Here is a 20,173-nt window from a genome sequence, read left to right as displayed (position 1 = left end):
TTACCTTAGTTGTTAACTGTAAATTTATTGGTTATGCTGGTCAGATTTTCTGACGATAAAATTACTAAAGCCACTGCCAGTATCATTTCCCCATTCCCAATTAGCTACGATGCCAACGCGATTGATCTTTAAAGCATTAGCCCAGGGATAAACATCAGTAAGAGCGCGATATAAAACGGTTTGATTGTTTACTCGTACCGAATAATGATTACCATCAAAGACTATCCTAAGAGTATAAGGTTGCCCAAAAGCGATCGCCCGACCAATATTTGACCACACCGCATCATAAATTTCTTCAAAGCCAGCAATACGGAAAAAACAGGAAATTGACTCTCCTTCATAAAAGTCATCCAGCCAGGTATTGATAATGATGTAATTATCTTTATCCTGCCAAAAAATTAGACCGCCTCGCCCTTTTTCTCCTTGACCTCGTTCTTTTCCAGGAGGAACAATGGTTACTGACACATCAGCAAAGCTAGAATTATCTACCGCCACAGTATAGGCAGTGCGATCTGGATTAGGATTAGCAACGTCGGCTTTTACTTTGGCAATGCCAGATTGTAAAATTTCAAAGACACCTTTGCCGATAGTTTTTTGCCAGACTTGGTTGCCCAACAAGGTAGTCTTGCCGCTTAGATCTCCCTCCCAGTTGTTAAAATCATCTTCAATGACAATATCTTTGCCTTCTTGCCACCAGGGCAAATCAAAATCGAGAGTGGGAAGAGTTACAGTACGGGGATGAGCTTCAAAATTCTGTAAATACAAATCAGAATTTTCGTTAGATATAGCTATGCCTACACCTGTAGCAGTTGCTAATCGTTCGTCGGTATAATTGCCAATTAACTGACCATCAAAATAGATTTTTACTTCTTGTCCATCATCTAATATTTGTAGATGACCCACTCCATCGGCAATTAAAAAGTCTTCAGCACAGACCAATACTTCTTTTTGTCCAGCCTCAATCAACTGAAGACATATTCTATGATTGTCGATCTCACAACACCAGTAATTATGGCGATCTTGAAATCTCCAGACTATGCCAATGGTAGCTGATTTATCTTCTGGGGCGATCGCACTCTCCTTATTGCTAAAGCAAATTTTAGCGTGTAATAGTCCAGAAGTGGTCTGAGGCTTTAAAATCGCCAGACTATCACTTTGCGTGGCTATCAAACCTTGTTTGGTGCGCTCAAAACTACCAATAATAATCTGCCAAGCTCCTCCTGCTTCGGCAGGAACAGAGGCAAGATTTCCTGTTCCTATTAAGGCATCTGCACCATGAGCCGTACCGTACCAAGTAGCTAGTGCCGAAATGGTTTCTACCTTTACCCCATACACTCTAGTATCGGCACGAAAGCCAATTTGACCGAGGACGCTTTGATAAACACCTGCATAAAGAGTTGGTTCAAGATTAACAGTATCAATGGCTACTGGACGAAGCTGCGGAAAACTCGGTAAGCCATAAACCTGCGGTATAGAGGCTGCATAGTAAGCTGCCCCCTGCTCTCTTAAAATCACCACATAACATACAGGCACATTCTGTAGTCCCCGTAAAATCGAGAGTAGTTTTGTACCTACTTTAGCTAGTAACTCGCCGTTTTCTGCTCCCGTGGCGCGAATAACAAAATTATTGGCGTTTTCAGGTAGGTTACTAGGTACGGCATCAGTAAACCAACCCACTGCCAAATTATCGTTAATTTTAGGTAGGGGAAAAAACTTAGTTACCTCTGCTGCCATGCGAAACCAACTAAGTAAACGTCTTGGTGTTGCTGATTTGTGCTGGCTTCCTAACCAGGTAGTAACCCGTTTCAATATTGATTCAGTTTCGCTACCTTTTAACCAGCGAGGAATCCTTTTATAAAGCCATTCAATCGTCTCAGCCTGAGAAGTATTATGACCATTAAGCAGCAATACCGCCATAGTCAATCCGTTGGCTCGCTGATATTTGCCGTAGGCAATACCCTGTCTACCCCAACCAGGTTGAATCAAAGGCTTGAAACGCAGAGCATGATTGTCAATGGCGATCGCCTTTTCTCGATCTATTCCTTTTCTTTCAATACCAGCAGCAGTTTTACTCCCAATAGTCTTACCACTGGCAAGATCATCTGGAAAATTATCAGAAAAAAATTCATTCATTCAACTCCAACTGTCTCTACTGTTAGATTAATCGTAAATTTTGTAATTGTTGTTCTTAGCTATGATTAGGGAATAAGATATTGCTGCATAGAGCGCCCAAAAAGAACTACTCATACTATTTATTGTTCCCTCAGTCAAATTAGACAACAGAACGTAGCTTAAAAACAAAAGAGGCCAAAACCCTTCTGGGCTGTTAGTTCTTCTTAATAAAGCTAAAGATTGGGATATTGTAATCACAAAGCCGATTAAAAAAACACCCAAGCCGATAATCCCTATAGACAACCAAATATCTAAAAATCCATTGTGAGCATAAATTACGCCTATCCCCGTTGCTAATTGTATATAGCCAGAAGGGCCCTCAAAACCATTCCAAAATGCTGAGAGTCCATAACCCAACCAGGGATGTAGCTGAATTTGATCCCAAACATATTTCCAGATTAGGGTTCTGCCCGATAATGTTGTATCTTTACCTACAGAACTAGTGAGTGCATCCTCGCCTACGTATCCAGCCAAATAAACCAGAACACCGACACCGACAATAATTACAGCTAAAATTGCCGAAACCATTACCTCATATCGCCAGCGAAAGATACGATAAACTATGCACAGCATCAACATGACTAGAAATGTCCCTAAAGCTGTTGTAGACCGCGACATTACCATCGTACCGCAGCTAAGAACCAGCAAAAACCAATAAATCCAGCTATTTTTTTGATTACTCAAGGCACTTAAAAAGAAAATTACCCCAGAAGGAGCCATAAATGCACCAAACTGATTTTTATGAGTAAATACACCGCGAACAGCCCCTTCATGCACTCCACCCATCAGACCATATTTAGGTATTGCCACTACAAACAAAATACTTAAGATCAATAACAATCCATAAGTCCAAGTCAGCAAATTCATCTGTTCGGACAAAGTATAACGGGTTGCCAGATAAAGTCCAAAAGCAGTAGTACCGAGGGCGTAAACAGCAAATCTAAAAGTTTGGGGTGGGTTAATAGACCAGAAATAGGAAAAACAAACAATTGCCATTAAGATAAAGAGCAACTTATTGCTAGAAAGTACAGGGAGAACTCTTTTCCATCTCATTGCCAAAAGAACAAAAGTCACAAAGTAAACCAGCAAAGACATTTTGGCGTTAAGAGACAAATCGTAAGCACTTAGTGCTATACCGTCACCTTCATTTGCTCCTTTGGTCAAAAATAGGGGAGTAATAGCTTCGGATAGATGAAATAAAGCGGCTATTGAAAAAACAAATTCAAAAATTCTAAACGTTTTGCTAGTATTATTCGTCATCATAGCTGTTCATTTAGCTTAATTTACTGATAAAAAGTTTCGATATAAAGATAGATAATATAATAAATCCTAAAGTTTGAATTGGCACACCTTGCCAACTAAAATGCTTAAGCAATCAAGATTAATTTTTTACTCATAAAATAAATTCTTAAGTCGTTTAAAAGGTTATGTGTATCGCTAACTAACTTGCGTTTATGGTAGCGGTGACTTGATTTCAATCATATCAAACATATCCTGCGCTGACAGGATTTTGGCATTAATAATGACATGACTATGTTTGATAGCTGTTTAAGTGTTCAACTGTGAAACAATTGGATTTATTTATGTTGGTGAATTAAGACTAAACACTTTAGTTGGTATTAATTTTCTTAAAATTTAAGTAGCTACAATAATTATTTAAGCTTCTGGTTTTAAATAATCCCGTTGGCGATCGCATTTTTACCCTTTGGCACATAAGCAATTAAATGTTTTATTGTCTGGCTTTAGTTAATAATGTAAGTATAAATTCCAAATAAATAACAATTGAGTCTTGACAGACTATCTCAAGGGTGAATTAATCAACCTGCGCCGTAAAGTAGATTTACAGGTTAGCTATCATGCTGGAACTAAGCCAGGATTAGTTTTTTTGCATGGAGGATTGGGAAATCGATTTAACTGGCGATCGCAATATGAATTTTTTAGCGATCGCCATAGACAAGTATTGGCTTATGATTTGGCGGGACACGGACAGTCTAGTGCTTACGATCGCTATTCTGTGGGCAGACATTGCCGTGATTTAACTCGCTTACTCCAACGCTATCAGATAAAATCACCAATTCTTTGTTGTCATAGTTATGGTGTCCCTTTGGGTTTAGAGTGGGCAAGATATAATTCAGCTACAGCCCTAGTTTTGATCGCAGGTGGCACTCACGATCTTGCACCTTGGTGGGAAATTCCCCTAATCAAGTTTTTAGCTTGGGGAGGCAGACACCTTTATCGCTTTCCCAAAGTGCAGTCTTTGACAAACCGTTTATCTAGCAATCATCAAGGCAAAAAAATAGAACAGTTTTTGGCAGAAAGCCCTGTTCCTCTCGAACCCCATCCTTACGAAGCGTTAGAAATTTTTTGGGGCTACAATTTTTGGCAACGTCGCCAAACCCCGATGAAAAAGAAAATACCTATCTTAGTAATTAGTGCTGGTCAAGACTCAATGTTTACAAAACAGATGGGACAAGAGTTGGCAAATAGTTTTCAGCTAGGACAACATTTACATTTACCAGAAGCGGGACATCTATTGATTGCCGAATATCCGCAAGTGGTGAATCAAGCGATCGCCAATTTTATCGACCGAGTAAATAGTGTAGATTGAATTCTCTAATTCATTTTTGAGCGATCGCCATAGTTTTTATTGGGGCTATATTTCATTTAATTACCGTAATTAAATGGTTTCTGGCGGTAAGTAATTAGAATCGAGGACTTCAGCGATCGTAAAAGGACAAAGAGTTGGAAAAGTATCGATAGGTAATCCAGTCTCATCAGCAACCTGTTCTCTGCTATCTTGATAAGATTCTTCAAATACTTCCTGGAAATAGCGTTTTAAGCTAGGACTAACTTTAAAATCATCTCTTAATCTACGTCGATGTTCTCTGATGCTAGCTTTCCAACTATTAGTTTTCTTTGCTGGTTGATATTTATATTTGAGCAGATGTAACAGCAAAATAATTAAATTACTTTTTACTGCCCGTTTTTCACTTCTGCCCATATCTTCGATTTCTTCAATCAAGTTAGCTGCATCAATTTCAGAAAAATTCCCATCTTTGATTAATTGAGCAGTATAGGATAACCAAAGATAATAATCACGGTTATAAAGATTCTTCGTATCTGTAATTGAGGACAGTTGAGTAGCCATGTTGATACTCTAATAGGAATATTTATAGTTCAATTATACTTTGCAGGGATAATTAGGCATTACAACCGATGCAGTCAATTCAATCAATAATCGCGAAAACTAGTTTAGTTATAATATCAATACACTCAAATTACAGTATTCTTGCTGTTAACTTCAATGACTGCCACAACTACAACAAAAATATTCTCCTTTGAGGAATATTTACAGTACGACCAAGATCCTGATAGTCGTTACGAACTGGTAGACGGCAAACTAGAATTAATGAACCCTCCAACTTTTCGCCATATTCTGATTAGCGACTTTATTCAGGATGCTTTTAAAGCAGAAATAAATCGCCTTAAACTCCCGTGGTTGGCAATTAGAGAAGGGGGAATTAGGACAGGATGGCGTAAATCACGCATTGCCGATGTGTATGTGGTTCAAAAAGAGCAAGTCATGGATTTGTTAGATGAATCTGGAGTATTAAAAACTTCCCCTTTATTAGTTGTAGAAGTAGTTAGTCCTGAATCGATCAAAAGAGATTATCGCTATAAGCGATCTGAATATGCAGCGATAGAAATCGATGAATACTGGATTGTCGATCCCATAGAACAACAGGTCACAATTTTAGTATTAGATGAAGGTTTATATGAGGAAACTATTTTTACATTTGAGCAGGAATTGGTTTCACCTACTTTTACAGAAATTAAGTTAACTCCCAAACAAATTTTTATTGCTGAATAAAGAGCGATCGCTTTTTTTGTTTTGCTTTTATTCGGCGATCGCGCGAGCGCCGTTACGGGGTTTGACGGTGTTCATACGAGGCGATCGATCGGTAATGGCGATCGATTAGGATGCAGGTACTAATTATTCCAGATGCAGATACGGATAACCTTCGATGAAAGTTAAACATTATAATTTAAGAAATTGTAATGCGATCGCTTTAAGCTAAAGAATAACGAATGAAAGAGATTTTTAAAGACGTGAAGGTAAAAGAAATTCCTAATTTAATATCTAAGCTGGGATTATCATCAGAGCAGACAGTTAATCTAACTATAGAACAGAGAGACAAAAGCGATCGCAAAAAATAGATCCACATCAATATGACAATTCATCGCTGCAAATCAATTTAGAAAAATCAACTTGACTCTGGCAATTTGACACTAATACTTTATCGCTTCGCTCTTATAATTTTATTAATTCAAAACTAATTTGAATTGCTCGTTCGACTTGTTTCATTGATGTCAAAGTAAGTTTACCTAACCGTTTAATAAGTCGTTTTTTATCTATAGAGCGAATTTGATTGAGCAATACTACAGAATTATTACTAAGTCCGCCTTCGGGAGGTTCAATGAAAACTTCAGTAGGATAGAGATTGTCATCATACTGAGAAGTAATAGCTGCAACAATTGTAATAGGGCTAAATTCATTGCCGATGTCGTTTTGGAGAATTAAAGCAGGACGAGTTTTTCTGATTTCTGAACCAATAGTAGGGTCGAAATTGACTAAATACACTTCACTACGTTTCGGTAACATTATTTTTGGTTTTCGAGCCATACCTCTTCTTCGAGATCGAACCAAGTTTCAGCAAGATTTAAGTCTCTTTGCGATCTTTCAATAGCTCCCTGTCTTAACTGTTCTCTTAGTTTTTTCTTTTCAACTTCAGTAATATAATATTTGACTGCATCGTTGATAAAACGACTGCGATCGCCTTTGGGAACTATGTGATTGAGTAATTCAATAGTTTCGTTTGGCAAAGTGATATTAATGCGACGATTCATTCTCTATCTTGTTTCAATAAGTATTTTTAATACACATTATTGGTGTGTAGATTTAATCTAGCAAAAATAATCGCGCGATCGCCCCTACAGGGTTTGGCGGTCTTCGTACAAGAGCGATCGCCATTCATCGTAATGATGTGAACACGATCGGTAATTGCGATTAATTATTTAATTATTTCAATTTAAGATTTGCTTGTCTTGGGCGGGATAGCTTCAACTCTGCCATCAGGATAAACTTTTAATTCACCACCAATACTCTCAATTTTTGCTTCTGCTATCTGACGGATGCGTTCGTCTTTTGCATTATTCCAAACCATAAACCAGACACCTACTTGTGCTTGTTTTGTATCAGGGTTACTTGCTAAAAATTCGGCTGTATTTTTAGCAGACTTTGGCAATTTTTTGATTTCCAGCTTGATTAGCCCACTCTGCTGACATTTGATAAGAATTTTTAGCTGCTTGCAGATCTCCTAAAAATAGAATTTCATCTACACCTTTATATAGCCAAACATAATAAGCATCAGGAGTACTAGCTGACATTTGAGCTAAACCTTTATTCATTATTGCCACAGTACGTTCTGGCGTACCCGCAAACATAGAAGAGGCAGGAGAAATAATTATATAGGCACGACTAAAGAAGGATCGTTTTGGGCAATTACTTCTAAGATAATCAGCACTTAATGAATAACCAGTTGCGTTTCTAGCTTCGCCATCGCCAAAATATTGGATGAACTGCAGCATTGTCCAATCTGCAATTAGATTATCTAAGCCAAAGGTTGGCATTTTTTTCAGAAAAGATAGTTTTAAATTCTGCCGATTTTCTGTTTTAAATAGGTTTCTTTGTTAAGGTTTTTTTTGATATTTTATCAATCTGAGCAAATTGTAAATTGCGATTATAGATAATAAATAGTATTGCTCCTAATAATACAACTTGGTTAGTTAATCGAAATTTAGAGCTTTTTAATCATTGGTTTTGATAAAAACAAATTTGAATAAACAATAAAAAAAAAGTTAAATAATTTAATTTTAGTTAAAAAATTTGAGTAGTGCCAGAAGTGCAAGCAGGAACACCAGCAGTAACAGTAGCAGGAATTGGTGCGATTGCACCATCAACAGTATTTTGTTCGCAGACTATTCCTATATAAGCACCAGATGTAGTTTGACCTACAGCAGAAGAATAATCTTTGATCTCATTTTCAAAGAACCTATGACTGTTGCTATATTAACTGCTCCTTGAGCATTTGGAGTTCCGATATCAGCATAAGTGTAATATTTACCTGTAAAGACGAGCTGGCAAATTAGTTTAAAGTAGTAAAAGTTCCATTTTCAAAACGATAACCTTGTTGAACTCTATTAATAGCACCGAAATTTATTTTTGCTTCGGCTTGCCTACTTTTTTCTACTTGTCGAGAAGATTTGGTAAGGCAATAGCACCAAAACACCAATAATAATTACTACAACTAATAATTCAATTAAAGTAAACCCTGGTTTTTTTAAGTCTGGAGTTATCAAATAGTTTTTTAATAATTTGAACATAAGTTCATCTTATATTTTAATTGTATTTTATATAAAGTTTTTAAGTAAAAAAAAAGAGCATTTTATTTATATAAAATGCTCTTTTATTAAACTATTTAGTATCAAGCTAATTATAGTGCAGTGGAGGCACCAAGACAGGCAGGAGCAGCAGTAGCAGTACCTGGCTTGCTGCAATAGGTCAGTAGCACCGTTGACTGCGTTTGATTCACAACAATTGACCGAAATGTACCATCGCTTTGTTGACCTACAGCAGCAGTGTAGTCTAAGATGTCGTTTTCATAAGTGGCTTAGCGGTTGCTCCTTGAGCTAAGCTTGGACTGAAGTTGAAGTAGCCTAAATCGGTGTAAGTATAGTTACTACCAGTAATACCCATAAGTACCTAGCAGGAGATCCACCAGTAGGGGGAGTACCAATAGGAGCAACAGCAGCAGCCACGTTAACAAGTTGAATCACTCCAAAATTTCCAGTTTCTAAACGATGAGCTTGTTGAGCGCGGTTAATTGCACCGAGGTTGTTTTTCGCTTCAGCTTGTCTTCCTTTAGCAACTTGACCTAGTAGGTTAGGTAGAGCAACAGCAGCCAATACACCGATAATGATTACAACAACTAATAGTTCGATTAATGTAAAACCTTTTTGCCTTTTTTGTTACGTAGGTTTTGTAATAATTTAGCAGTAAATACGTTATTCATGGTTATATCCTTCAATTAATAAGAGTTTGTGTTTTGTGTGTTTGTTTTAGGTTTTTCTTTCCTACTTAGAAATTACCCAGGCGATCAACAAAACATATCATCATTAAAAAAGTTTTTTTAGGAATGTTTGCTAGTAATAACTAATAGTATTAACAGCGATCTAAATCACATTTATTATGTATCTTTGAAGAAGATTAAATTAATGGTTTTGTTTGCCCCCCTAGCCCCCCAAGTATGGGGGGAACAGATTGAATGGTGTTTGATGTTGATTGATGGGTGGTGCGATCGCGCTTGATGGTTTTCGGGTCAATAGTTAAATTAAAAGTCCCCCAGGTTTGGGGGATTTAGGGGGCAGTTAAATATGCACATCGGCATTCCGCCCCCCTAGCCCCCCAAGTTTGGGGGGAACGATTGAATGGTGTTTGATGTTAATTGATGGGTGGTGCGATCGCGTTTGGTCATTTTCGGGTCAATAGTTAAATTAAAAGTCCCCCAGGTTTGGGGGATTTAGGGGGCAGTTAAATCATTTTGCCCCCCAAGCCCCCCAAGTATGGGGGGAACGATTGAATGGTGTTTGATGTTGATGAATGGATGGTGCGATCGCGCTTGATGGTTTTCGGGTCAACAGTTAAATTAAAAGTCCCCCAGGTTTGGGGGATTTAGGGGGCGGTTAAATATGCACATCGGCATTCCGCCCCCCTAGCCCCCCAAGTTTGGGGGGAACGATTGAATGGTGTTTGATGTTAATTGATGGGTGGTGCGATCGCGCTTGATGGTTTTCGGGTCAACAGTTAAATTAAAAGTCCCCCAGGTTTGGGGGATTTAGGGGGCGGTTAAATATGCACATCGGCATTCCGCCCCCCTAGCCCCCCAAGTTTGGGGGGAACGATTGAATGGTGTTTGATGTTAATTGATGGGTGGTGCGATCGCGTTTGGTCATTTTCGGGTCAACAGTTAAACTGAAAGTCCCCCATGCTTGGGGGATTTAGGGGGCAGTTAAATCATTTTGCCCCCCAAGCCCCCCAAGTATGGGGGGAACGATTGAATGGTGTTTGATGTTAATTGATGGGTGGTGCGATCGCTTTAATTATCAAGTCAGAAGTTAAATTAAAAGTCCCCCAGGCTTGGGGGATTTAGGGGGCGGTTAAATATGCACATCGGCATTCCGCCCCCCTAGCCCCCCAAGTATGGGGGGAACGATTGAATGGTGTTTGATGTTGATGAATGGATGGTGCGATCGCGTTTGGTCATTTTCGGGTCAACAGTTAAATTAAAAGTCCCCCAAGCGTGGGGGATTTAGGGGGCGGTTAAATATGCACATCGGCATTTCGCCCCCCAAGCCCCCAAGTATGGGGGGAATAGGTTGAATGGTGCTTGATGTTAGTTGATGGGTGATGCGATCGCCTTAATTCTCAGAGAAAGAAGTTAAATTAAAAGTCCCCCAAGCGTGGGGGATTTAGGGGGCGGTTAAATATGCACATCGGCATTCCGCCCCCCTAGCCCCCCAAGTATGGGGGGAACGATTGAATGATGTTTGATGTTGATGAATGGATGGTGCGATCGCCTTAATTATCGAGTCAGAAGTTAAACTGAAAGTCCCCCAAGCGTGGGGGATTTAGGGGGCGGTTAAATATGCACATCGGCATTTCGCCCCCCTAGCCCCCCAAGTTTGGGGGGAACGATTGAATGGTGTTTGATGTTAATTGATGGGTAATGCGATCGCCTTAATTATCGAGTCAGAAGTTAAACTAAAAGTCCCCCAAGCGTGGGGGATTTAGGGGGCGGTTAAATCATTTTGCCCCCCAAGCCCCCCTAGTATGGGGGGAATAGGTTGAATGGTGTTTGATGTTAATTGATGGGTGGTGCGATCGCCTTAATTATCGAGTCAGAAGTTAAACTGAAAGTCCCCCAAGCGTGGGGGATTTAGGGGGCGGTTAAATATACACATCGGTATTTCGCCCCCCTAGCCCCCCAAGTTTGGGGGGAATAGGTTGAATGGTGCTTGATGTTAGTTGATGGGTGATGCGATCGCCTTAATTATCGAGTCAGAAGTTAAACTGAAAGTCCCCCAAGCGTGGGGGATTTAGGGGGCGGTTAAATATACACATCGGTATTTCGCCCCCCTAGCCCCCCAAGTTTGGGGGGAATAGGTTGAATGGTGCTTGATGTTAGTTGATGGGTGATGCGATCGCCTTAATTATCGAGTCAGAAGTTAAACTAAAAGTCCCCCATGCTTGGGGGATTTAGGGGGCTATTTATTTATGAACTACAAACCAAGAATTCGTGGGACAACTCCCGAAATAGAAGAGGCTGCGCGGAGATTAAGAAAGAACTTAACGACCGCAGAGACACATTTATGGTCAGCCTTGAAAAACAAACAGCTAGAAGGGTTACGGTTTCGTCGCCAGCATCCTGTAGGAAATTTTATCTTAGATTTTTATTGCGCTTCTTGTAAATTGGTTGTGGAAGTTGACGGAGAAATTCACAATCAACAAACAGATCGCGATCGCGCTAGAACCGATAAATTAGAAGAACACGGTTATAAAGTATTGAGATTCAGTAATAAACAAGTATTGAATGATTTGCCTTGGGTTTTGGAACAGATTAAGGCGATTATTTCGCCCCCCTAGCCCCCCACTTGGGGGGAACTTATTGAATGGTATTTGGTGTTGATAAATGGAAAAGTCAATTTCGGTTGGTATTGCTAACTTAGCTTAATAATACTCAAGCCATAATAAAAAATTGCTGTTATCTTTTTGGGATTGATAGCATTTCAAACTATGGAAATTAGTAACTTTAACTTTTATAAGAATAAAACAGTCATACCTTATCTGTACGGCTTTCTCTTTGCCCTAAGCATTATATTAATTAATCCTTGGGGTGGAGAGGATTGGGGAAAAATTTGGATTGAACCTAAATTATTGGTTATTCAACTACTTATTATCCTGAACTTATTAGTAGTCTTACATCATGTAAGTCGTTATGCCTTAGTGATACCCTCCGCCTGGAAGATAGGATTTGGTCTTTGGTTATTATTTCTAGGTTTTGGAGTAACTTCAACTTTCTTAAGTCCCTTTCCCTTACGTTCCTTTTGGGGTCTACCATCGCTAGGTGACGGTTTATTTTACTGGTTTTTTGTAGCAGCTTTTGTGGTTAGTAACGCTTTGTTGCTGCATTTAAAGCCCAAACTTATTCGTTATCAAGTTTACGGTCTTCTGATGGGAGGAGTAATTTTAGCTCTTAGTATTTTTATTCAAGTTTATGATTGGCGCATCGACTATACTACTACCTCTGGACAAATTAGCAAGATAAATCCAGAAATGCTCAAAAGCAAGATCTGGAAGGGACAAATGCCTATTGGCTTTTATACCAATCGTGGGGAAGTTGCTTTTCCTTTAGCTATAGAAGTAGTATTAACTCTGTTGGGATTACTTTGGGGCTGGATCTATCCCCCTCTTGCAGGAGTAGTTTATTTGCTTGTATGTACTGCTCTCTTCCATACCAAGTGCCGAACTGCATTATTAGCTCTACTTGTAGCGTTGACCTGTTTACTTGTACGCTTTCGTTCTGACTCGAAAAAGCGGAAAATAGTAATTTGCTACGGAGTAGGTTTATTTTTAGTTAGTTATCTAATATTTAAAACTTCAGCAACGTTGCTTACGCCAGAATTAACATCATCTGCTTCGTCCGAATCTGTCAAGCATGGCATCAAGCTTAATGATTTTACTTCCTTCGGCATTCGCATGGATTTATGGAAACTATCATTACAAGGCATCGCCAAACGACCTTTATTTGGCTGGGGCTTTGATGGTCTTGGTATTGCCTTTCCCTTCATTGCTGATTGGACGGGACAACATCAAGGTTATTTGTTCGATAAGGTGGACGTAGCTGAGATTTTAAGTTTAAAAGAGTTTCTCTTCACATATTTAGGGGTCGATGGCATGGTTCATGTAGGAGTGATCATGGTTCAGAAAGCCCATAACTTAATTATAGATACTGCTATCTCCGTCGGAATTTTTGGTCTTATATCTTATATTTCCCTGTTGATGTTCTTTCTTATTTGCGCTTTCAAATCAACGTTATTGGGTATTGAGGCAGTAGCCATAACTTATCTAGTTTATACTCTTACCTGGTATGAATCAGGTCAGTTTAGTCACCTTGGTTGGTGGGGGTTAAGCGTCGGTTTAGGCTGTACGAGATTATTTAAAGGCAAGAAGGAGTAGGGGCGAATCGCCGTTCGCCCCTACAAGATGTGTGGTGATGCGATGTTGATGTATGTATAGGATTTGAAATGGTGCGATCGCATTTGTATGTATTTTAGATAAGGCGATCGCTCTTTTATCTTAATAAACTCTATACTGAAGTTAAATTACTCGCTTGTAAAGGATGATGATGCAATAACATCAATTGATCTGCTTTTAAAGTTTCTAAAGCATAAGCGCATCCTGTAGTATTGCTAAACTCAACTTCAAAAACTTCAGGTTCGTATTGTTCCACAATTGTTCCTACTTGACCACGATACAATTTTAATTGTGGTAAATCTTCGAGCAAGGCAACTGTATCAAGTAATTTCATACTGTGTTCTGGATTAAAGTACATAACAAGTAACTAAACGAGAAAAGTCTTCGCCATTTTTAACTATCCAAACGCTATGAATTGTTGCAGTTTTGTTCTCACGATTTAAAGGAAAATCAATAATATATTTTTGACCATATTGATTTTGGCGATCGGCAGTTGCTTCATAGTCTTTAACGGCATTTAGTAAAGCAGTCTTAAGTTCTTCTAGATCGTCAAGATCTAAGCCTAATGCAGATTTAAATACACGAGCTTTATGCTGCCCATCAGAATGATTGAAATTAAGACAGTATCCTGCTAGTTTTTGTTCGCTGACAACCGCCCGTTCAGGATTGGGAAGTTTTATATTTTTGATTGTACATCCAAATTACTCTGTGTTAATGGAAAGTGCATAGCGAAGCCATGCCGTAAGCTTATCGCCTTTTTTGTATATCGAGAATTGGAAAGATGCGATCGCCTTTGTCATTTAGAGAATTGGGGAGGTGCGATCGCCAATACTAATTTATTCTTTCTAGTTCTTTGAGTAATTCAGGAATACTTGTCTGCATAGCTTCCCAAAGAACTTTTAAATCTACTTCTTTATATTTATGAACAATCCGATTACGCATTCCTTTAATTTGCCGAATAGGAATCTGTGGATTGTTAGCAATAAAGCCTGAAGATAGTCTATTTACCGCTTCACCAATAATCACAATTTGATACAGTACTGATGATTGAGTCTTAAGATCTTGTGCAAAAGCTTGCCAATCTAAATCTGCACAAAATTGAATACTTAGTTGACAAGCTCTAATAAGATCTAGAAGTATTTCTCGATCTTTGTTCATAGATAATCTTGGCGTGATTGAGAATGTTTTGTTTACGTATCCAATTGTGACTTTGTTCTATCGATCGCTTAGTAACAAGATCGACCTGTCGATTAAACAGCCTGCTAAATTGCGCTTCAATCGTGTCGAGATCGAAAAAAGTAATCTTCGCATCTTCGGCAAAGCTTACCAAAAGGTCTATATCGCTTTGAGGCTTAAAATCATCTCTCAACACCGATCCAAATAGAGCAAGTTCGGTAATTTGCCATTGCTGACAAATTTTCTGCAATTGAATTGGTTGAATTTCAAAACGCTGATTGAGATCGATTATCTTCATTCCAGAATTTTAGCTAAGTATCAAGCAGTATTTTAGAGAATTTCGCGCTGTTGTTGTTTAAAGAAATTGAGTAAAGTGCGATCGCACTTCTTAAAAAAAACGCCAAAAGTCTTGACTAGAGATCGCCAAACGTGATTTAATTGAAATTGAAGCTTTCATAATGGGAAGATTTGCACCTATCTATTTAAGTCACCACTCCCATCATAAAAATAATTTTACCATAAAGTGCGCTCGCCAAAGAAACTTTAATTTTAGAAAATTTTCGCGCTGCTGTTTTTAGAAAAATTAAGCAAGATGCGTAGCGAAGCCTTGGGCTTATCGCGCCTCTGGCATAATATTAAACTATTCTTTCTAATGCTTGCTCAACAAAAGTGTTGAGGCTGACATTTTGTTTTTTTGCTTTGAGAGTTATTTGACGATGCAATTCAGGTGTAATACGTAAGTTGAATTGACCAGAGAATGGCTTGTCTGGCTCTTTGCCTTCTTTTTTACAGTCTTCTAAATATTCATCAATCACAGCTTCAAAAGACTGTTTCAACTCATCTACTGTTCTGCCATCAAATGAGATTACATCTCTAGTACTATAATTTGCGATCGCCTTGGTTATGTAGAGAATTGGGGAGGTGCGATCGCACTTTACTTGGTATGAATCAGGTCAATTTAGCCATTTAGGTTGGTGGGGTTTGAGTGTTGGCTTGGGATGTACAAAGTTATTTCAAAGTAAAAAAAAACAGAGTTAGTTAAGTATAGTTTTTGCGATCGCGAAGCCCTGTAGGGTGGGCAAAAGCTAGAAGATACAAAAGCGTTTTGGGAAAAAAGCTTGCCCACCAAATTTAAAAACCAGACAATCAATAGTTTGGTTTTGGTGGGCATAAGCATGAATATTATTTATTGTCTTCATCACGGTTGTTCTCTGCCCACCCTACGAATCTGTTGCCCCTACATGATGTGTGTGATGCAATGTAAAGCGATTGCGCGAGCCGCGCCGTAGGCATCGCCTTTTTTTGTAGATCAAGAATTGGTGAGTAAGTCCTGACTATGTATCTCCAGCTTTGGCAATAATTTCTTGCAAAACAGGAGAGAGATTTTCGTTTAATTTTCCTGCACGAATAAACTCAGCGTAGGTATCAGCTTCAATATCTAAAAGCTGTTCGTTTAGCTGTTCCATAGTTAAAGCGCGGAGGTCGTCATTTACTTGCTGCATTTTATCAATTTTGTCTTCAATATTTTGCAGTTGTCCTTTTACTAGTCCCTGTTGATAACGATAGTATTCAGGATCGATTTCTGAGGCGAGTTCATTATTGTTTAAATAGTCAAGAACGCGATTCATGGCTACTTTTCTAGCCAGTAATTCTGAGTATTCCTGACGCAAAGGCTGATCGCCAATGAGATTTAGGGTGCTTAACAACCACTTAGTACTCAACCCTTGTACCAACAGCGTAAATAAAACCACTCCAAAAACTGTAGTAATAATTTCTTGTCTTCCCGTAAGGACTACAGGGACACTTAAAGCCACGGCAATAGAAACCGAACCCCTTAAGCCACCCCACCAAAGGACAGTTTGTTCTCGTAGATTGGTTTTAGTTTTGCTGACTAAATTACTAAGATTGCCCAAGCCAAAAATAACGATCGCTCTGGTAATTAATACTGAGGCGATCGCCACGATAATTAGATCAAAATTATTACGCAGGCTGGCAAAGTTTATTTGATCGCCAATCAGCAAGAAAACAATAGAATTAACAAAAAATGCCAGAAAATCCCAAAACTCGGAAACCAAAAGCCTTGTACGAGGATTCATGCCAATTCGTGAGCCAAAATTACCCAGGATAATTCCCACTGTAACAACCCCAATTACTCCAGAACCGCCTAGTTCTTCGGTAATTAAATATGTACCATAAGCTGAAACTAAGGTTAAAGACTGCTCTACCAAGGGCAAATCGAATCTTTGAGTTAGATAAGAAATTCCAAAACCAATTAGGCTGCCAATTCCCAAGCCAATACCCACAAAGGTTAAGAAGCGAATCATAATAGTTGAGATACCAAACTCGCCATTGCCCAAAGGAATATCAACCAAGAGCAAAAAGGCAACTACCGCTACGCCATCATTAAAAAGACTTTCTCCTTCCATAATGATAGTTAGGCGTTTGCTTGCTCCCAATTCTCGAAACAATGCCACCACTGAGACAGGATCGGTAGCAGACAAGCTTGCACCAACCAAAAGTGCTGTAGCCAAAGACATATCTGTAAAATAGCTCAAAGGGAAGGCTACCCCAACCACAGAGATAACTACTCCGACAATGGCAAACAAACTAACTGGAAATAAACTATCTTTTAAACTTCGCCAACGGATATTCCAAGCTGCTTCAAATAGCAGAGGGGGTAAGAAAATCTCTAGAATTAGCTCTGGAGAAAGAGTTACTAAGCGAATATCCACAAAAGCTAAACCTAGTCCGACAATTACTAGAAGCAACGTATAGGGTATTTGTCGAAACCAGCTAAAAATTCTGGAAATCGTTGCTACGCTCAAGGATACAGACAAAACTATTAAAAATTGCTCCAAATTTCCTTTGATGGAAATTTCAGCTACGCTCGGTTCTACAGATAAAAAAATTGTTTCCATAAACTCAGCAAAATACGGTTCTAAATATGTTCCACATCATTGTCGTAGATTTATATAATATGACAAAGGCGGAATACCCAAACTATCTCAGTTTATATTTTGAATTGTATCTTCCCTATCTTCTTGCATACTTCCAAATCATGACTTGAGTTACATACTTATAGGTTGAGTCTTAATTGATTCAATTAGCAACGTAATGTAGACTATCTTTTGAGCAATCGGATAACTAAATATTTTCTCATCGTTTAAAAACAGCATAAATTAGTAACTTTAGCAATCGATACTGAAATTTAATTTGCCTACATCAGCAATATAAAATAGTTTAATTACATTTTAATCAACTAATTTTTACAATCGATTAAAAAATATACATTAATTTTTTGATCAAGTTATCAATTAATATAATTTGAAATCTAAATTTAAATTGTGTTTTTGCAGTAATTTAAGTTACATAGGTATATTTAATGATTAGTATTTTATTAGTAGACGACCAGGCTCTTTTATGTGAAGTTTTAAAAACTTGGCTTGACGTTGAGCAAGACCTTCACGTGATAGGAGTTGCTCATAATGGTCAAGAAGCGATCGCTCAAGTAGAGGAGTTGCGACCTAATATCGTCTTGATGGATATTGATATGCCTAAAATGGACGGCCTAAACGCAACCAGCATTATTCGCCAGCGTTTTCCCAATACCAAAATAATTGTTTTAAGTGGTCATGATGATGCTGCTTATCTAGGAAAATCCATGCAAGCGGGAGCAAAGAGTTATTTACTAAAAAGCACTACAGCCGAAGAACTAGTTCTTAAAATTCGCTCAGTTTATAATAATATTAATTTACTTGAACCTGTTGCTGAGAATGTTGATTTAGATTTTTTACAAGTTCAGCTAGATGAATTGTTAGAAACTTATCGTCGTAAACTTCAAAATCAAATTCAAGAACATGAACAGTCTTTAGATAATACTAATTTTTTACAACAGCTAGAACAAAAGTTTGAACAACGTATTGCTGAACTTGAAGACAAGTTTAATACTAACCAAACTAACAAAATTGGCGAACTAGAACATAAAAATCAATCTAGCTGGCAATCGGTACGCAAAGAGCTTATTAATGTTAACGGTCAATTTAATCAAGCAAATCATAATTTGAGTGCGCAGTTTAATCAACAAATTAACAACCTTAAGCAAGATTTAGATAATAAGCTGTCTAGCGCACTAGATGATTGGTCTCGTCAAAGAGCAGCCTTACAAGAATGGGCAGTACAACGAGATGAAATGCGCCCTTCAATGGAAGAATATGAAGCCAAAAATCGCCACGAGCTAATGTCTGCTGTTAATCCGATAAGATCTTCTTTGAGGGATGTAGAGAAACAGATAACAACCGCTAGACGTTGGGCAATTATCAGCGGATTAGCCGCGGTTATTGCTTTAGGTCTTTCTGGCTATCTTTTATTCTCTCAAACTATATTTAATAACTCAGGAGTTTCTTCTATTGACAAGATTCTTAAATAAACCAGTGCAATTAGTGCAATGTATTTAGCAATAAACATAATGAATAAATTTGTTTGAGCATCGTGATGAATTTTATGATTTCACCGCGGTCTTGAAAATAATTAATCAGATTGGCGCACAGGGTCAAAATGGATGTAAACCAGTGTAGAAGTAGGTTTGGAAGTTAGAAGTATTAAAAAGGCGATCGCCCATAAAAAAAGAAACAGAGCAATTTTACTCTTATTTGAGATATTAGTGTTAAAATTTAGACTGAGAATCAAGAGATTAACGATTAAGTTTGTATCCAGTATCTAAAGGTCTTTTCCGTAGAGTATTGCGCTATTTCTTTTCCTATAATCTTGTCTCTCTAACACACAACACTCATTGAGTAGACAATTAAAAGTATGTCAATTTACGTAGGCAACCTATCTTACGAAGTAAATCAAGAAGATTTAAGCGAAGTCTTTACAGAATATGGAACTGTTAAACGGGTTCATATTCCTACCGACCGCGAAACAGATCGTCCTAGAGGATTTGCTTTTGTAGAAATGGAGTCAGAAGCTAATGAAGATAAAGCTATCGAAGCTTTAGACGGAGCAGAATGGATGGATCGTCAGCTTAAAGTCAATAAAGCTAGACCCCGTGAAGATAATAGAAATAGCGGTGGTCGTCGTAACAACCGTTTCTAAGCATATTTGCTAAATTAAGAAACCAACACTTTTAGGAATTAAGCAAATTAGTTCTAAGTTACTTTATTTGGAGACAATTTGTTTTTAAATCAGTAATAGCAAAGTGTTGAAAATTAAAATTTAAAGCATTCGCTTTATAAACCAGAGCAAAAGAAATTATTTGTCTTGCTCTGGTTTTATTTTGGCGTTCAGGGGAGTATTGTTTACTTATTAGAACAGATAACTAAATCTTGAAAGTTAGCAACTCCTTTGGTGACAATTTGCCGAATCTCAAAAAAATCACTCCAGCGATCGCGAATATCGAAGATATTCAGCTTTATTAAGGTTTGCCAAAGGTATTTCTGTTTTTTTGTTCAT

Annotated in this window: 20 protein-coding genes and 2 pseudogenes; 7 read left to right on the top strand and 15 right to left on the bottom strand. The window is 38.2% G+C overall.

Annotation, left to right across the window (positions count from 1 at the left end; genetic code table 11):
* Positions 1–24 precede the first annotated feature (24 nt).
* Both SLP02_RS23990 and SLP02_RS23985 read right to left on the bottom strand, forming a co-directional pair.
* The gene (locus tag SLP02_RS23990; protein WP_319423242.1) at positions 25–2,133 is read right to left on the bottom strand and encodes a nucleotide-binding protein; all 2,109 of its coding nucleotides are present in this window, start codon (positions 2,131–2,133) and stop codon (positions 25–27) included.
* A 27-nt stretch (positions 2,134–2,160) separates the two neighbouring features.
* Positions 2,161–3,435, bottom strand: a complete 1,275-nt coding sequence (locus SLP02_RS23985; RefSeq protein ID WP_319423241.1) for an O-antigen ligase family protein — start codon at positions 3,433–3,435, stop codon at positions 2,161–2,163.
* 526 nt (positions 3,436–3,961) lie between these two features.
* Between SLP02_RS23985 and SLP02_RS23980 the strand changes: the two genes are divergently transcribed.
* Complete coding sequence (locus SLP02_RS23980) at positions 3,962–4,780, top strand: alpha/beta fold hydrolase (protein ID WP_319423240.1); 819 nt, start codon at positions 3,962–3,964, stop codon at positions 4,778–4,780.
* A 69-nt stretch (positions 4,781–4,849) separates the two neighbouring features.
* Here SLP02_RS23980 and SLP02_RS23975 read toward each other — a convergent pair whose 3' ends face one another.
* Entirely contained in the window at positions 4,850–5,320 is a 471-nt protein-coding gene (locus tag SLP02_RS23975) for a DUF29 domain-containing protein (protein WP_319423239.1), read from the bottom strand.
* A gap of 156 nt (positions 5,321–5,476) precedes the next feature.
* On the opposite strand from SLP02_RS23975, the gene SLP02_RS23970 reads away from it, so the two are divergent.
* Positions 5,477–6,043 (top strand): Uma2 family endonuclease, encoded by a 567-nt coding sequence (locus tag SLP02_RS23970; protein ID WP_319423238.1) that lies wholly within the window; start codon positions 5,477–5,479, stop codon positions 6,041–6,043.
* Positions 6,044–6,261: 218 nt separating this feature from the next.
* Positions 6,262–6,390 (top strand): hypothetical protein, encoded by a 129-nt coding sequence (locus tag SLP02_RS23965; protein ID WP_319423237.1) that lies wholly within the window; start codon positions 6,262–6,264, stop codon positions 6,388–6,390.
* 94 nt (positions 6,391–6,484) lie between these two features.
* Here the strand turns inward: SLP02_RS23965 and SLP02_RS23960 are convergent, their stop codons facing one another.
* From SLP02_RS23960 to SLP02_RS26860, 6 genes and pseudogenes are all read right to left on the bottom strand, one after another.
* Positions 6,485–6,835 (bottom strand): type II toxin-antitoxin system PemK/MazF family toxin, encoded by a 351-nt coding sequence (locus tag SLP02_RS23960; RefSeq protein WP_319423236.1) that lies wholly within the window; start codon positions 6,833–6,835, stop codon positions 6,485–6,487.
* Positions 6,835–7,080, bottom strand: a complete 246-nt coding sequence (locus tag SLP02_RS23955; RefSeq protein WP_319423235.1) for a ribbon-helix-helix domain-containing protein — start codon at positions 7,078–7,080, stop codon at positions 6,835–6,837. The genes SLP02_RS23960 and SLP02_RS23955 overlap by 1 nt, the downstream gene beginning before the upstream one ends.
* A 182-nt stretch (positions 7,081–7,262) precedes the next feature.
* Positions 7,263–7,478: a hypothetical protein gene (locus SLP02_RS23950; protein ID WP_319423234.1), complete on the bottom strand. Its 216-nt coding sequence runs from the start codon at positions 7,476–7,478 to the stop codon at positions 7,263–7,265.
* On the bottom strand, positions 7,462–7,821 hold the full coding sequence (locus tag SLP02_RS23945) for a hypothetical protein (RefSeq protein ID WP_319423233.1): 360 nt from the start codon (positions 7,819–7,821) through the stop codon (positions 7,462–7,464). Before SLP02_RS23945 ends, SLP02_RS23950 begins: the two co-directional genes overlap by 17 nt.
* A 566-nt stretch (positions 7,822–8,387) precedes the next feature.
* Positions 8,388–8,616, bottom strand: a pseudogene (locus SLP02_RS26865) (prepilin-type N-terminal cleavage/methylation domain-containing protein); the annotation flags it as partial.
* 110 nt (positions 8,617–8,726) lie between these two features.
* Positions 8,727–9,305, bottom strand: a pseudogene (locus SLP02_RS26860) (type IV pilin protein).
* A 2,261-nt stretch (positions 9,306–11,566) separates the two neighbouring features.
* On the opposite strand from SLP02_RS26860, the gene SLP02_RS23935 reads away from it, so the two are divergent.
* Both SLP02_RS23935 and SLP02_RS23930 read left to right on the top strand, forming a co-directional pair.
* Positions 11,567–11,935: an endonuclease domain-containing protein gene (locus SLP02_RS23935; protein ID WP_319423231.1), complete on the top strand. Its 369-nt coding sequence runs from the start codon at positions 11,567–11,569 to the stop codon at positions 11,933–11,935.
* A 150-nt stretch (positions 11,936–12,085) separates the two neighbouring features.
* A complete protein-coding gene (locus SLP02_RS23930) occupies positions 12,086–13,528 on the top strand; it encodes an O-antigen ligase family protein (RefSeq protein ID WP_319423230.1) in 1,443 nt (480 codons plus the stop codon).
* A 130-nt stretch (positions 13,529–13,658) separates the two neighbouring features.
* On the opposite strand, the gene SLP02_RS23925 is transcribed toward SLP02_RS23930, so the two are convergent.
* The 6 genes from SLP02_RS23925 to SLP02_RS23905 all read right to left on the bottom strand — a co-directional run bounded on the left by SLP02_RS23925 (position 13,659) and on the right by SLP02_RS23905 (position 17,640).
* Positions 13,659–13,880 (bottom strand): DUF4926 domain-containing protein, encoded by a 222-nt coding sequence (locus tag SLP02_RS23925; RefSeq protein WP_319423229.1) that lies wholly within the window; start codon positions 13,878–13,880, stop codon positions 13,659–13,661.
* A 13-nt stretch (positions 13,881–13,893) separates the two neighbouring features.
* Positions 13,894–14,226 (bottom strand): DUF6883 domain-containing protein, encoded by a 333-nt coding sequence (locus SLP02_RS26855; protein ID WP_413467424.1) that lies wholly within the window; start codon positions 14,224–14,226, stop codon positions 13,894–13,896.
* Between the two features lie 151 nt (positions 14,227–14,377).
* Positions 14,378–14,704: a HepT-like ribonuclease domain-containing protein gene (locus SLP02_RS23920; protein WP_319423228.1), complete on the bottom strand. Its 327-nt coding sequence runs from the start codon at positions 14,702–14,704 to the stop codon at positions 14,378–14,380.
* A complete protein-coding gene (locus SLP02_RS23915; protein ID WP_319423227.1) occupies positions 14,667–15,020 on the bottom strand; it encodes a nucleotidyltransferase family protein in 354 nt (117 codons plus the stop codon). The genes SLP02_RS23920 and SLP02_RS23915 overlap by 38 nt, the downstream gene beginning before the upstream one ends.
* Before the next feature lie 337 nt (positions 15,021–15,357).
* Positions 15,358–15,558 (bottom strand): type II toxin-antitoxin system HicB family antitoxin, encoded by a 201-nt coding sequence (locus SLP02_RS23910; RefSeq protein ID WP_319423226.1) that lies wholly within the window; start codon positions 15,556–15,558, stop codon positions 15,358–15,360.
* A 498-nt stretch (positions 15,559–16,056) separates the two neighbouring features.
* Positions 16,057–17,640: a cation:proton antiporter gene (locus SLP02_RS23905; RefSeq protein WP_319423225.1), complete on the bottom strand. Its 1,584-nt coding sequence runs from the start codon at positions 17,638–17,640 to the stop codon at positions 16,057–16,059.
* Positions 17,641–18,104: 464 nt separating this feature from the next.
* Here SLP02_RS23905 and SLP02_RS23900 point away from each other — a divergent pair, with 464 nt between their 5' ends.
* A complete protein-coding gene (locus SLP02_RS23900; protein WP_319423224.1) occupies positions 18,105–19,148 on the top strand; it encodes a response regulator in 1,044 nt (347 codons plus the stop codon).
* Positions 19,149–19,531: 383 nt separating this feature from the next.
* On the top strand, positions 19,532–19,816 hold the full coding sequence (locus SLP02_RS23895) for an RNA recognition motif domain-containing protein (RefSeq protein WP_319423223.1): 285 nt from the start codon (positions 19,532–19,534) through the stop codon (positions 19,814–19,816).
* The last annotated feature ends 357 nt before the right edge of the window (positions 19,817–20,173 follow it).

Source organism: Pleurocapsa sp. FMAR1, assembly GCF_963665995.1.
Lineage (GTDB): Bacteria > Cyanobacteriota > Cyanobacteriia > Cyanobacteriales > Xenococcaceae > Waterburya.
This window is presented reverse-complemented; position numbering and strand designations above follow the sequence as displayed.

Bases quoted from the DNA above. Each gene is read 5' to 3' on its own strand.
- SLP02_RS23895 (WP_319423223.1), top strand. From the start codon at position 19,532: ATGTCAATTTACGTAGGCAACCTATCTTACGAAGTAAATCAAGAAGAT.
- SLP02_RS23960 (WP_319423236.1), bottom strand. From the start codon at position 6,835: ATGTTACCGAAACGTAGTGAAGTGTATTTAGTCAATTTCGACCCTACT.
- SLP02_RS23965 (WP_319423237.1), top strand. From the start codon at position 6,262: ATGAAAGAGATTTTTAAAGACGTGAAGGTAAAAGAAATTCCTAATTTA.
- SLP02_RS23970 (WP_319423238.1), top strand. From the start codon at position 5,477: ATGACTGCCACAACTACAACAAAAATATTCTCCTTTGAGGAATATTTA.
- SLP02_RS23935 (WP_319423231.1), top strand. From the start codon at position 11,567: ATGAACTACAAACCAAGAATTCGTGGGACAACTCCCGAAATAGAAGAG.
- SLP02_RS23990 (WP_319423242.1), bottom strand. From the start codon at position 2,133: ATGAATGAATTTTTTTCTGATAATTTTCCAGATGATCTTGCCAGTGGT.
- SLP02_RS23925 (WP_319423229.1), bottom strand. From the start codon at position 13,880: ATGAAATTACTTGATACAGTTGCCTTGCTCGAAGATTTACCACAATTA.
- SLP02_RS23930 (WP_319423230.1), top strand. From the start codon at position 12,086: ATGGAAATTAGTAACTTTAACTTTTATAAGAATAAAACAGTCATACCT.
- SLP02_RS23905 (WP_319423225.1), bottom strand. From the start codon at position 17,640: ATGGAAACAATTTTTTTATCTGTAGAACCGAGCGTAGCTGAAATTTCC.
- SLP02_RS23915 (WP_319423227.1), bottom strand. From the start codon at position 15,020: ATGAAGATAATCGATCTCAATCAGCGTTTTGAAATTCAACCAATTCAA.
- SLP02_RS23900 (WP_319423224.1), top strand. From the start codon at position 18,105: ATGATTAGTATTTTATTAGTAGACGACCAGGCTCTTTTATGTGAAGTT.
- SLP02_RS23985 (WP_319423241.1), bottom strand. From the start codon at position 3,435: ATGATGACGAATAATACTAGCAAAACGTTTAGAATTTTTGAATTTGTT.
- SLP02_RS23920 (WP_319423228.1), bottom strand. From the start codon at position 14,704: ATGAACAAAGATCGAGAAATACTTCTAGATCTTATTAGAGCTTGTCAA.
- SLP02_RS23975 (WP_319423239.1), bottom strand. From the start codon at position 5,320: ATGGCTACTCAACTGTCCTCAATTACAGATACGAAGAATCTTTATAAC.
- SLP02_RS23955 (WP_319423235.1), bottom strand. From the start codon at position 7,080: ATGAATCGTCGCATTAATATCACTTTGCCAAACGAAACTATTGAATTA.
- SLP02_RS23945 (WP_319423233.1), bottom strand. From the start codon at position 7,821: ATGCTGCAGTTCATCCAATATTTTGGCGATGGCGAAGCTAGAAACGCA.